Here is a 12952-nt window from a genome sequence, read left to right on the forward strand (position 1 = left end):
TGTCGGACTGCCTAAATTAAATAACTGATCAGTTATTTACGTTGCGCCAAAGGAGGTAGCGACGTGTCACTCACACCTGACCTAGCAGCCCTGGCCTCGCATCCCTATGCGATCACCGACCCCAAACGAGTCCCCGCCCAGCGCTACTACTCGGCCGACTTCGCCCAGCTGGAGAAGGAGAAGCTGTGGCAGCACGTCTGGCAGGTCGCCTGTCGGCTTGAGGACCTTCCCGAGACCGGGGACTACATCGAGTACGAGATCAACGACCAGTCCATCCTGGTCGTCCGGGAGTCCGACTCCCGCATCAAGGCGTACTACAACGCCTGTCGGCACCGAGCCACAGCCCTCGGGAACGGCGCCGGGACCTTCCACGGGCGTCAGATCGTCTGCCCGTATCACGGATGGCGTTGGGACCTCAACGGAGAGAACACCTACGTCTACGCTGCCCAGCAAGGGTTCACGCCGGCCTGTCTGGACAAGGACAAGCTGCGGTTGCGCGAGGTCCAGGTCGACACCTGGGGCGGCATGGTCTTCGTCAACATGGACGCCGAAGCGCCACCGCTGGAGCAGTACCTCGACGGCATCGCCAAGGTGCTGGACCCCATCGCCTTCGAGCGTATGCGGGTGCGCTGGTGGCGGCACGTGATCCTGCCGTGCAACTGGAAGATGGCGCAGGAGGCCTTCCTTGAGGCCTATCACGTCATGCAGGCGCACCCCTCACTCGCCATGGGGGCGGCCGACGACGACTACAACGTCGACTCGCTCGCCAGCAACTTCGAGTGCTTCGAGGGCGGCCACGCACACTCGCGGCCCCCCACCACCAGCGAAGTCCCGGTCAAGGGGATGTCCTGGGCGGACTACTTCATCCAGTTCAACAACGCGCTGTACTTCGGCACCGACGCCTTCACGACCGAGCGGGAGATGTTCATCCAGCAGGGATTGCTGGAAAAGGACATACCGGACGAGGAGTTTCCCGCCAAGTTCTTCGAGGCGCTGTACGCGTACGCGCAGGGAGCCGGGATTCCGCTGCCTCCGCCCACGACGGAGACGACCGGGTACGGGCACATCTTCCCGAACCTCACCTTCCTGCCGGGCTACGGCAACAACATCATCTACCGGTCCCGGCCGAACGGGGACGACCCGCAGAGCTGCATCTTCGAGGTCTGGGCCGTGCAGATACCCGGCGCCGACGCGGGTGAGCCCGAGCGCCCCGTACTGGAGGGCCCCATTCCCGTCGAGGAATGGCCGCAGATCTTCCGCGAGGACTTCCAGAACGTCATCGGCCAGCAGAAGGGCGTGCGCGGCTCGGGCATCGACGACCTCATCATGTCCGAGCGCTACGAGGCGATGATCATCAACAACCATCTCACCATCGACCGCTACCTCAGTGGGGACTGACGTGGTGGGGCGCGTACGAGTCGATCCCGGAGGCGTCGAACTCTCGCCAAGGGCCGGCGAAACCGTCTTCCAGGCGGCGCTTCGGGCGGGCCTGAGCTGGCCCACCATCTGCTACGGCCAGGCCCGTTGCACCGCCTGCGCGCTCCGGGTGACCGACGGACACCCCGCGACCGATCCGCCGGGGCCCGAGGAGCAGGCGGTGCTGCGGCAGCTGGGGCAGCGCCGCCGGGGCTCCGTCCGCAACGTCCGGCTGGCCTGCCGGCTGACCGTGACCGGCGAGGTCACGGTCGAGAAGAAGGGCGTCAAGCCGCCGGGCGAGGCGTCCCCGGGAGTCCAGTAGTCGACGTACGAAGGATCCCCGCATGTCAGTGGCCGTTGGAGCCACGTTCCGTAGCCGGTGAACGAGAGCTCCCGGTAACCCGTCGAGCGGCAGCCGCCGCCGAACCAGTAGCTAGGAACCACACCATGGCACATCAGCACACCCGGGTGCCCGCGGACGAGACCTACGACGTGATCGTCGTCGGTTTCGGCGGCGCGGGCGCCTGCGCCGCCATCGCGGCCGCGGATGCGGGAGCGTCCGTACTCGTTCTGGAACGGTCGTACGGCGGCGGCTCCACCGCCCACTCCGGCGGCGTCGTCTACGCCGGTGGAGGCACCGACGTCCAGCAGTCCGCGGGGGTCTCCGACTCCCCCGAGGAGATGCTCGCGTATCTGAAGCAGGAGAGCGGGGGCGTCGTCTCGGACGAGACCCTGCGGACGTTCGCCGAGGGCAGCCCGAAGATGATCGACTGGCTGCGCGCGCAGGGCCTGGAGTTCGACGGCAGCCTCTGCGACTACAAGACGTCGTATCCCACCAACCGCCACTACCTCTACTACTCGGGCAACGAACTGACCGCGGCGGCGGCCGCGGTGGCCCGCCCGGCGGCGCGCGGCCACCGGGTCCACGCCAAAAACTTCACGGGCGCCGTCTTCTACGCCCGGCTGCGCGAAGCGGCACTCCGCAAAGGTGTCACCGTCCGCCCGCTGGCCGACGTGCGCCGTCTGATCGTCGAGGACGGCGCCGTCGTGGGAGTCGAGTTCGCGGCCCCTGAACAGGGCCGGGAACCGGGGGGCTGGCACGAGAAGCTCGCCAAGACGGCCGGGAAGATGATGATCTACTACCGGCCGGTCGGCAGCCGGATGACCAAGCTCTCCGACTCGATCCAGCGCCGCCGCAGCCGGGTCCACCGCGCCCGGTCCCGCGGCGGAGTCATCCTCGCCACCGGCGGGTTCGGCTTCGACAAGGAGCTGATGAGCACGTACGCGCCGCAGTACTCGGGCTTGAACGCGCTCGGCCCGGGCGGTGAGAACGGCTCCGCCGTCAAGCTCGGAGCGCAGGTCGAAGCGGCCACCGACCGGATGGACTCCATATCGGGATGGCGCTTCATCTGCCCGCCGTCGGCCTTCATGGAAGGCGTCGCGGTGGACGCCGCGGGACAGCGCTTCGCCAACGAGCAGCTCTACGGCGCGACGATGACCAAGCCGCTGATCGAGGAGCACGGCGGTCGCGGGTTCGTCATCACCGACGCGGCCACCTGGCGCAAGGCGCGGGGCCAGATCCGCACCCAGTCCGCCTTCTTCCACAAACCGCAACTCGCCTATGTCTTCAGCCCGTTCGGCCACCACAAGGCGAACACCCTGGAGAAGCTCGCCCGATCCTGCCAGATCGACCCCGCCGGGCTGATCAGGACAGCCGCCGAGCACGACGCCGCCCTCGCCGCAGGCGAGCCCGACGCGTACGGAAAGAACGACGAGTTCCGGCACTCCCTCGGCCAGGGACCGTACTACGCCGTGAACATCGGCACGGACGCCTCACGGACCTTCTACCCGCTCCCCTACATCACCCTCGGCGGACTCGTCGTGGACGAGGGGACCGGCGGGACCGTCCGCGAGAGCGGAGAGACCATCCCCGGCTTGTACGCCGCCGGGCGCGCCGCGGTCGGGATCTGCAGCAACAGCTACGTGTCGGGCCTCTCCCTGGCCGACGCCGTCTTCTCCGGACGACGCGCAGGCGAGCACGCGGCGGGCGTGGCTCGCTCCGGGGCCGGGGCTGCGGCCGGGGCGCACAAGAAGGAGCGCACCGCATGACCGCGCAGGTTACCGAGCCGGCCGTCGAACCGGACGCGAAGGTTCTGGTCGAACTCTTCGCCACCGCCACCCGCATCAAGCTCTTCGACGAGAAGTACCTCTCGCTGATGAAGGCGGGGCAGATCGGCGGGATGTACTACTCGCCGCGCGGCCAGGAGTTCGCGGCTGTGTCCGTGGCCCAGCATCTGCGCCCCGACGACTACGTCGTCACCATCTACCGCGGTCTGCACGACCAGATCGCCAAGGGGGTGCCGCTGCGCGACCTGTGGGCCGAGTACCTGGGCAAGGCGGTCGGCAGCTGCAAGGGCAAGGGCGGGCCCATGCACGTCACCTCGCCCGAGCACGGGCTCATGGTCACCACCGGCGTGGTGGGCTCCGGCATCCCGATCGCCAACGGACTCGCGCTGTCCGCCCAGATGCGCGGTACCGACCAGGTGGCGGTGACGAACTTCGGCGACGGCGCGTCCAACATCGGGGCCTTCCACGAGGCGCTCAACCTGGCCTCCGTGTGGAAACTGCCCGTGATCTTCGTCTGCCAGAACAACCAGTTCGCCGAGTACACCCCGCTGAGCGAGGGCACCTCGGTGGCACGCATCGCCGACCGCGCCGCCGCCTACGGCATGCCCGGCGAGAGCGTGGACGGCAACGACCCGGTCGCCATGTGGCAGGCCGCAGGGCGGGCCGTGGACCGGGCCCGGCGAGGGGAGGGCCCCACTCTCCTGGAGGCCAACACCTTCCGCTTCAACGGCCACCTGGTGGGCGACCAGCAGAAATACATGCCCAAGGAGCTCCTCAAGGAGGCGATGGCGGCCGACCCGGTGCCGCGCTTCCGGGCCCGGCTGATCGCCGACGAGGTGGCGACCGAGGCCGAACTGGCGGCCATCGAGGAGCAGGCCGCTGACGAGGTCGCGGACGCAGCCGCGTACGCGCTGGCCGCCGATTATCCGGACATCGCCGAACTCACAACGGACGTGTACTCCCACCCGTCGCCCGACCACCACCCCTCACCGGCAGGCTCCGCCTGGCCCAATTCCTCGGAGGTGGCGGTCTGATGACGGTTACTCAGCTCAAGGCGACAGGGACAGCGACGGGCACCCGCACGATGGGGCAGGTCCAGGCCCTCAACGAGGCGCTGGACATCGCGCTCGGCGTCGATCCTTCGGTCTTCCTCCTCGGCGAGGACATCCAGGAACCCAATGGCGGGGGGTTCGGGGTCCACAAGGGCCTGGGCAACAAGTACGGCACCACCCGGGTCCGCCACACTCCGATCTCCGAGCAGGCCATCATGGGCGCGGCCGTCGGCGCGGCGATCTCCGGGATGCGCCCGGTCGCCGAGATCATGCTGATGAACTTCGTGCACGTGTGCGCGGACCAACTCATCAACCACGCGGCCAAGTTGCGCTACATGTCCGGCGGGCGCACCCCGGTGCCGCTCACCGTGCGCACCGCGACCGGGACGGGCGGCGGGTTCGGCGCCCAGCACTCGGACATGCTGGAGGCCCAACTGGTTCACGCCGCAGGCCTGAAGGTGGTCGTCCCCAGCAATCCGGCAGACGCGAAGGGCCTGTTGCTGTCGTGCATCTTCGACGACGACCCGTGCGTGTTCGTCGAGATGAGTCAGCTGTACTTCGCCGGCAAGGGCGAGGTCCCCGAGGGTGACTACCGTGTTCCGCTGGGCAAGGCCCGGATCGCCCGCCCGGGCTCGGACATCACGCTGCTCACCTACGGACGGCAGGTCGGCGACTGCCTGACGGTCGCCGAGACACTCGCGGCCGACGGCATCAACGCCGAGGTCGTGGACCTGCGCACCCTCAATCCCCTGGACACCGACGCCGTACTCGGTTCGGTGGCAAAGACGAAGCGCGCCGTGGTCGTGCACGAGGCGGTACGCCGCAACGGCTTCGGCGCCGAACTCGCGGCGATCATCCAGCAGGAGCTGTTCGGCGAACTGGCCGGGCCGGTGCTCCGCGTCACCGCGCCGGACACCCCGGTCCCGTACGCGAAGTCGCTGGAGGAGGCCTTCCTTCCCGGACCGGCCCGTATCGAGGCCGCGGTCCGGCGCCTGACCAAGTCCTAGGCAGGACCGGCGAAGAGGCCCGGAGACCTGAGAACGAGAAAGCGGAGCACATGAGTCACGAACTGCAGATCCCCCAGCTCGGTGTGACGATGACGGAGGGCGAGATCACCGAGTGGCTGGTGGCCTCCGGCGAGACCGTGGAGGAGGGGCAGGTGCTGTACATCCTGGCCACCGACAAGACGGAGACCGAGATCGAGTCCCCGGCCTCCGGCACCCTCGAAATCATCGGCAAGCCCGAGGAGACCTACGCGGTCGGCACGCTGATCGGCCGGATCAGCAGCTGAAGGAGAAGGAAGGGGGGACGGCTCCCGTCTCCCCTGCGGCGTATCGTCCGAACCGATGTCATCCGACGCACGGGGCCCTCGCCGGAGAGGGCCCCGGTGGCAGCGACAACGAGGTGGCCGACATCCTCGCCGCGACGACAGCTTGCAGTGCCGGTTCAGGCCGCGCCCCGCGGCACGGTGCCCGGTGGAAGTGGCAGCGATGTTGACGATCCCCAGGTCCACGCCGATGAACCCGGACGGGGCCTCGATGAGCGGGCTCTGGGGTACCTCGCAGACGGCGATCAGGTGGAACTCGCCACCGCGCTGGATCAGATCACTCTCGCCCGGTGAAGACCAGGAACCTGGTCCTCAGGCCACGCCACCGCCTCACGGCGGCGCCTCGTGACGGGCGAACGGGAAGCGCGGGTGTCATCGGTGCGTGACACAACCGAAACCCAAGATTGGATCCACATTGCTAATGTCTGGATCCGAAGCGGGGGTTAAGCCTGGCGACGAGAGCGACACGAGATGGGGCGCACCATGACCGACACCAGTCCGCTGTCCAGACGACTTCTCCTGCGGAATGCCGGAATCACCGCAGGAGCGCTGCTCGCCCCAGGCCTGCTCAGCGCGTGTGCCTCGGAGGCCACGGGCAGCGCGTCCGCCGCTGCCTCCAGCGGACCACTGTCCCGGATCAAGAGCAAGTCGCTCGTCTTCGCGGACTTCGGCGGTACGACCCGGGCGGCCCGGCAGACGGCCTACTTCGACTCCTTCACCAAGGAGACCGGGGTCAAGGTCGTCACGACCATCCCGGCCGACGCCAAGATGTACGCGATGGAGGACGGCGAGGACGGCCCGTACGACGAGCTGCCGGTGGGCCAGTACGAGCTGTACGGGGCCCTGGAGCACGACTCGATGGCCACTCTGCCGTCCGATGTGACGCGCAACGACCAGGTGGAGAAGCGGGCCCAGCCCTACGCGTGGGCGTCTTTCGTCATCGCCAACACCCAGGCGTATCTGCCCGGCACCTTCGACGGGCGCGGCCCGCAGACGTGGGCGGAGTTCTGGGACGTCAAGAAGTTCCCGGGCAAGCGCGCGTGGCCCGGCACGGCCGGATCCGCGGACTACTCGATCGAGCGGGCGCTGCTCGCCGACGGTGTCGCGCCGGAGGACCTGTATCCGCTGGACTTCGAGCGGGGCTTCGCCAAACTCGACGAACTGCGTTCGCACATGGTCTTCTTCACCTCGTACCCGCAGATCCAGCAGTTCCTGACCTCCAAGACCGCCGCGGTCGCCGTCGGCCCGAACGGACTGTTCCGGGCACTGCAGAACCAGGGCACGGACGTCACGATCGTCTTCAACGAGGCCTTCCTGTCGCCCAACATCAGCGTCACCACGAAGAAGGCCGCCCACAAGGACGGCGCCTGGGCGCTGGCCCAGTGGTGCACCGACGGCAAGCGGCAGGCCACGTTCGCCTCGCTGACCGGCTACGGGCCGGGCAACGAGTCGGCGTTCGAGCACATCAGCGACAAGGTGCTGGCCACCCTCCCCAACGGCCCCGCCAACAAGGACAAGACCATCTCGCCGGACAACACCGCGTTGGCGAAGGTCTACAGCGACTACGTCAAGAAGTACGCGGCATGGCTCAGCAAGGGCTGACGGCACACCTTCCCGCCACCTCGAAGCCCACCGCGCGCCGGTGGGGCGGTGGCTCCGGCGCCGGCTGGCTGCTGCTGGCTCCCCTGCTGTTCCTGGCCTCGTTCCTGGCCGTGCCGGTGGTGCTGCTGGCGATGACCGCGGTGACCGGCACGGGCGGGATCGGCTCGGTGTCCGGCGACGGGCTGTTCGTGCCCGCCATCACCCGTACGGTGCTGATGGCGGGCGTGGTCACGGCCGCCACGACCGTGCTGGGGACCCTGTACGCGATCGGCGTGGCAGCAGCGCCCCGGTGGGCGGCCGGCCTGCTCCTCGGGGCACTGTTCCTGACCCTGTGGACCTCGGTGCTGGTGCGCAGCTTCGGCTGGGTGCTGCTGGAACTGCCCACCGGCGCGCTGTACCAGCTGCTGCACGCGGTCGGCCTGCGCGACGAGCCGCTGAACATCTACCAGACCACGCTGGCCCCCTACCCGGCGATGGTGCAGGTGATGCTGCCGTTCGCGGTGCTGCCGGTGCACGTCGCCATCGGCCGGCTGGACGGGCTGCAGATCCGCGCGGCCCGGCTGTTCGGGGCATCCACCCCGGTCGTGCTGCGCAAGGTGGTGCTGCCGCAGCTGCGGTCCTCAATAGTGTCCGGCGGGGTGCTGGTGTTCCTGATGTCGCTGGGCTTCTACGTCACTCCCGTACTGCTCGGCTCCCCCTCCAACCTGACCGTCGCGGGCCTGATCGACCTGGAGTTCAGCTCCGCCAACGAACCCGGCACGGCCGCCGCCATGAGCCTGGTGCTGCTCGCCGCCGTCCTGATCCTCTACCTCGTGGCCGACCGGCTGCTGAACGTCAGCGAAAGGTGGGGATGAGCATGGCCGCCACCACCAACGATCTGCCGGCGGCCCTCGGCCGCTCGCGCCGCCCGGTGGTCATCCTCACCACCGCGCTGGGCCTGTTGTTCCTGCTGCCGCTGCTGGTGCTCGTCTCCACCTCATGGACCAACGGAGCATTCCTCACCGTCCCGCCGCAGGGGTTCTCGCTGCGCTGGTACACATCGCTGCTGTCGGACAGCGACTGGACCGACGCCTTCCAGCTCTCCCTGTGGCTGTCGGCGGCCTCCGCCCTCATCGCCACCGTGCTGGGCACCTCCGCCGCGCTCGGCCTGTCCCGGCTGCGCGCCGCCCGGTCGGGGCGGCTGGTGCGCGGACTGTTCGTGCTGCCGCTGGCGGTCCCGTACATCTCGTACGCGCTGGGACTCTACGGCCTCACCCAGCGGCTGCCGTTCCTGCAGCTGACGTACCTGCCCGTGGTCCTGGGCGAGGCGCTGCTCGCCTTCCCGCTGGTCTTCGTCGTGGTCAGCGGCGCCCTGGCCCGGCAGGACCCGAGGCTGCGGCCGGCGGCGGCGACGCTGGGCGCCGGCTGGTTCACGACGGTGTGGCGGGTCGAACTGCCGCTGCTGACCGGCTCGATCGCGGCCGGGGCGCTGTTCGCGTTCAACTCCGCCTTCGACGAGGTCGTGCTGTCGGTGTTCGTCCTGCCGGTGGGCCACACGACGCTGCCGCTGCAGATGCTCAACGCCTCACGCGAGGCGATCTCGCCCCAGCTCACCGCCGCCTCGACGCTGGTGTCGCTGCTCGCCGTGGTGGTCCTGAGCGCGCCGGGGCTGGCCCGGCGGACCGTACGCAGGAAGGGAACCGCCCGATGACCGTTGCCCTCACCATCGAGGACGTCCATGTCGAACTCGGCCGCAACCAGGTCCTGCGCGGGGTGAGCCTGGACGTCCGGGCGGGCGAGTTCGTGACCCTGCTCGGGCCGAGCGGCAGCGGCAAGTCCACCACGCTCAACGTCGTGGCCGGGCTGGAGCGGGTCAGCGCCGGGCATGTCCTCTTCGACGGCGCCGAGGTCGCAAGCGTGCCGCCGCAGGACCGCGGGATCGGGGTGGTCTTCCAGTCGTACGCGCTCTTCCCGCACATGACGGTCGGCGAGAACATCGCCTTCCCGCTGCTCACGCGCCACCGGCCCAAGGCCGAACGCCGCGAGACCGTACGCAAGATGCTGGAGCTCGTCCAGCTGCCCGACCTGGAGAGCCGGAAAGTTGCGGCGCTGTCCGGCGGCCAGCAGCAGCGCGTGGCACTGGCCCGGGCGCTGGCCGCCGACCCCCGGCTGCTGCTGCTCGACGAGCCCATGGCGGCGCTGGACAAGCAGCTGCGGGAGTCGATGCAGACCGAGATCCGCAGGCTCCAGCGGCAGGTGGGCATCACCACGATCGCGGTGACCCACGACCAGACCGAGGCACTGACCATGTCCGACCGCGTCGCCGTCATGCGGGACGGACGCATCGACCAGTACGACGCCCCCGAAGCCCTCTACCGTGCCCCGGCCAGCACCTTCGTGGCCCGTTTCCTCGGCGACGCCAACCTGATCCCCGTACAGCAGGGCCGTCTTGACGGCTTCGGCACCGCCGCCGGCCGGCCCGCCGGGACGGCCGTCCTGCGGCCCGAGGACCTGACGCTGCTCGACGCCGACGAGTCCGGCGGATGTGTCGAAGGGCGGCTGACGCTCAAAAGCTTCCAGGGCACCCGGATCCGGCTGGAGGCGCAACACCCCGCCCTCGGCACGCTCATCGCCCACGTACCGCCGCACACCGACGTGTCGGCGCTGGCCGAGGGCTCGCCCGTACGACTCGGCTGCCGGGACCCGAAGGCCGTGCACGTCATCCCGCCCGAGACCGACGCCCCGGCCGGCGCGGCCGTCCTGGAGCCCGCATGATCCAGACCGTCCTGGGACCGGTGCCGGCGCAGGCCGTCGGGCCCACCTCCATGCACGAGCACCTGCTCAGCGACAGCCGCGTCCTGCACCGACCGCCCCGCGAGCCCCTGCCACCCGACCGGCGGGTGACCATCGAGAACCTCGGCTTCGTCCGCTGGAACCTGCTCGCCCTGCAGGACAACCTCGTCCTCGACGACCCGACGGCGGCGGCCGAGGAACTGCGCCCCGCCCACGCCCTCGGGCAGTCCTGCGTCGTCGACCTGACCTCCTGGGGGCTGGGCCCCCGCTATGCCGAACTGCCCGCCCTGTCCCGCGCCTGCGGCCTGCACATCGCCGCCGGGTACGGCGCCTACCTGGCCCGCTCCCACCCGGACTGGATGCGCGACATGGGCGAGGACGCGCTGGAGGAGCTGCTGCACGGCGCCCTCACCGACAACGTCCCCGGCTGCGACTACCGCGCCGCGCTCCTCGGCATCATCGGCACCAGCGCCCCACTCGAGCCCGCCGAGCGGCGCGTGCTCCGGGCCGCCGGCCGCGCCGCCGCCCGCTGCGGAGCGGCGGTCAGCGTACGGCTCGATCCCTCGGCCCGGCTGGGTCACGAGGTGCTCGACCTGCTCGCGGACAGCGGACTGCCGCCCGAGCGCGTCGTCTTCGGCAATGTGGACGAGTTCATCGACCTGCCCTACCTGCGCGACCTCGCCGCCGCCGGGGCCACGCTGGAATGGTGCTTCGGCAACGAGGCGTACTACCGGGACGGCTACAAGGACGCCACCGACGCCGAACGCCTCGACGCCATCACCGTCCTGCTCGGCGAGGAGCTGCACGAGAGCATGGTGCTCGGCTGCTCGGTGTGGACCAAGAGCCAGCTGAGGCGGTTCGGCGGCATGGGATACGACCACCTGCTGCGCCGGATCGCGCCCGCGCTGCGCGGCCGGGGCGTACCGGAGAAACAGCTCGACACCCTGCTCGTCCACGGGCCGCGACGGCTCCTCGACCGCTGAGCGCTTCGCGCGAACGTCCGGTGCGTAACGTGCGGGTCGCGGTGGGCTGGTCGCGCGGTTCCCCGCGCCCCTGACGGGGCCGCGTCGTCGCTCGGGCCGGACACGGCCTCACTCCCCTCACCGAAAGGCACCCACCCATGCCGATCCACACCGTCCTCGGCCCGATCGACCCGGCACAGCTCGGCCCCACCTCCATGCACGAGCACGTGCTCAGCGACATCCGCATCTGGTCCAGGCCCCCCGCCGACGGCGCCGCCGCCCTCGAAGGCCCGATCGGGCCGCGCGACATGGCCCGGCTGCGCTGGGACGCCCTGTCCGTCCCCGAGAATCTCGTGCTCCACGATCCCGATGTCGCCGTCGGGGAATTGAGCGCCCTGCGGGCAGCCGGCGGCCGGACCGTCGTGGAACTGACCCTGGACGGCATGGGCCGACGTCTGCCCGAGCTGCCCGGCATCTCCCGGCGCAGCGGCGTGAACATCTGCGTCGGCACCGGCTGGTACGTCGAGGCCACCCACCCTGACCACATCAGGGGCGCGGACGTGGACACCCTGACGGAACTGCTCCTCGCCGAGCTGCGCGACGGCATCGGGAACACCGGCATCAAGCCGGCCGTCATCGGCGAGATCGGCACCAACCACCCCCCGACCGAGGCCGAACAGCGCGTGCTGCGAGCCGCCGGACGGGCCGGGGCCGAGTCGGGCGCCGCCGTCAACATCCACGTCTCCTTCCGGGGCCACGACGCGCCGACCCTGGTGGACACCCTCCTGGCCGAGGGCATGCCCGCCGACCGCATCATCCTCAGCCACATGGACGAGGTGCTCGACCGCGGATACCACAAGGACGCCGCCCAGACCGGGGCCGTCCTGGAGTACGACACCTTCGGCACCGACTTCACCTACGGCTCCCCCGAGAAGCGCTCCCCCTCCGATCACGAACGCCTCGACATGGTCGGCTGGCTGCTCTCCGAGGGCCACGGCGACCAGCTCGTCATCGGCTGCGACATCTGGACCCAGTCGAATCTGCTCCATAACGGCGGCTGGGGCTACGAGCACCTCTTCCGCCGCATCGCCCCGGCCATCCGCGCCGCCGCCGGCGACGACCAGGCCGTCCTGGACCGCATCCTCGTCGACACCCCGCGCCGCCTCCTGGACCGGCCGTGAACCATCCGAGCGCGGAGGCACGGGTACGCGAACTCGGCCTGGAACTGCCCGACTACGCCGACCCGCCCTACGGCGGCCGCTACGGCACCGTCAAGGCCTTCCACCGCACCGGCGACCTGCTCTTCCTCAGCGGCTTCACCCCCGAGGACCGTCAGGGCCGGATCCTGCACCCCGGCAGGCTCGGCAAGGACCTGACGGTCGCCCAGGGACAGGAGGCGGCACGGGCCGCCGCGATCAACGCGCTGGGAGGCATCCGGCTGGCCCTGGGGTCACTGGACCGGGTGACGGCTGTGGTGCGGGCCCTGTGCTTCGTCGTGACCACCGAGGAGTTCGAGGACCTGCACCTGATCGCTTCCGGCGCGACCGACCTGCTGGTGGACGTTTTCGGCCCCGGGATCGGCGTCGGCGGCCGGGCCACGATCGGCGCGATGCAGCTGGCCCGGCGCAACTGCTTCGAGCTGTGGCTGACGGTGGAGGCCACGTCCTGACGGAGCGTGACGTGCCGGTGGGCGG

The 12952-nt window shown here is 69.9% G+C and carries 13 protein-coding genes; all 13 read left to right on the forward strand.

Features of this window, described 5'->3' with window-relative positions; genetic code table 11:
• The first annotated feature begins 63 nt into the window (after positions 1–63).
• Positions 64–1398 (forward strand): SRPBCC family protein, encoded by a 1335-nt coding sequence (locus ACFXJ5_RS35045; protein ID WP_384640428.1) that lies wholly within the window; start codon positions 64–66, stop codon positions 1396–1398.
• A gap of 4 nt (positions 1399–1402) precedes the next feature.
• Entirely contained in the window at positions 1403–1738 is a 336-nt protein-coding gene (locus tag ACFXJ5_RS35050; protein WP_384640431.1) for a 2Fe-2S iron-sulfur cluster-binding protein, read from the forward strand.
• A 125-nt stretch (positions 1739–1863) separates the two neighbouring features.
• A complete protein-coding gene (locus ACFXJ5_RS35055) occupies positions 1864–3525 on the forward strand; it encodes an FAD-binding protein (protein WP_384640434.1) in 1662 nt (553 codons plus the stop codon).
• Positions 3522–4577 (forward strand): thiamine pyrophosphate-dependent dehydrogenase E1 component subunit alpha, encoded by a 1056-nt coding sequence (locus tag ACFXJ5_RS35060; protein ID WP_384640438.1) that lies wholly within the window; start codon positions 3522–3524, stop codon positions 4575–4577. Before ACFXJ5_RS35055 ends, ACFXJ5_RS35060 begins: the two co-directional genes overlap by 4 nt.
• Complete coding sequence (locus ACFXJ5_RS35065; protein ID WP_384640441.1) at positions 4577–5602, forward strand: alpha-ketoacid dehydrogenase subunit beta; 1026 nt, start codon at positions 4577–4579, stop codon at positions 5600–5602. The genes ACFXJ5_RS35060 and ACFXJ5_RS35065 overlap by 1 nt, the downstream gene beginning before the upstream one ends.
• Positions 5603–5652: 50 nt before the next feature.
• The gene (locus ACFXJ5_RS35070) at positions 5653–5886 is read left to right on the forward strand and encodes a biotin/lipoyl-containing protein (RefSeq protein WP_384640444.1); all 234 of its coding nucleotides are present in this window, start codon (positions 5653–5655) and stop codon (positions 5884–5886) included.
• A gap of 519 nt (positions 5887–6405) precedes the next feature.
• Positions 6406–7524 (forward strand): extracellular solute-binding protein, encoded by a 1119-nt coding sequence (locus ACFXJ5_RS35075; RefSeq protein ID WP_384640447.1) that lies wholly within the window; start codon positions 6406–6408, stop codon positions 7522–7524.
• Positions 7506–8378 carry an ABC transporter permease gene (locus ACFXJ5_RS35080; protein WP_384640450.1) on the forward strand — a complete coding sequence of 291 codons (873 nt, stop codon included), beginning with the start codon at positions 7506–7508 and terminating at the stop codon, positions 8376–8378. Before ACFXJ5_RS35075 ends, ACFXJ5_RS35080 begins: the two co-directional genes overlap by 19 nt.
• A gap of 2 nt (positions 8379–8380) precedes the next feature.
• A complete protein-coding gene (locus ACFXJ5_RS35085; RefSeq protein ID WP_384640452.1) occupies positions 8381–9214 on the forward strand; it encodes an ABC transporter permease in 834 nt (277 codons plus the stop codon).
• Complete coding sequence (locus ACFXJ5_RS35090; RefSeq protein ID WP_384640455.1) at positions 9211–10278, forward strand: ABC transporter ATP-binding protein; 1068 nt, start codon at positions 9211–9213, stop codon at positions 10276–10278. Before ACFXJ5_RS35085 ends, ACFXJ5_RS35090 begins: the two co-directional genes overlap by 4 nt.
• Positions 10275–11279, forward strand: coding sequence for a phosphotriesterase family protein (locus ACFXJ5_RS35095; protein WP_384640457.1), 1005 nt, complete (start codon positions 10275–10277; stop codon positions 11277–11279). Before ACFXJ5_RS35090 ends, ACFXJ5_RS35095 begins: the two co-directional genes overlap by 4 nt.
• Positions 11280–11416: 137 nt before the next feature.
• Positions 11417–12439: a phosphotriesterase gene (locus ACFXJ5_RS35100; RefSeq protein WP_384640460.1), complete on the forward strand. Its 1023-nt coding sequence runs from the start codon at positions 11417–11419 to the stop codon at positions 12437–12439.
• Entirely contained in the window at positions 12436–12927 is a 492-nt protein-coding gene (locus tag ACFXJ5_RS35105; RefSeq protein ID WP_384640462.1) for a RidA family protein, read from the forward strand. Before ACFXJ5_RS35100 ends, ACFXJ5_RS35105 begins: the two co-directional genes overlap by 4 nt.
• The last annotated feature ends 25 nt before the right edge of the window (positions 12928–12952 follow it).

Source organism: Streptomyces sp. NPDC059373 (assembly GCF_042751495.1).
In the GTDB taxonomy this organism is placed as follows: domain Bacteria; phylum Actinomycetota; class Actinomycetes; order Streptomycetales; family Streptomycetaceae; genus Actinacidiphila.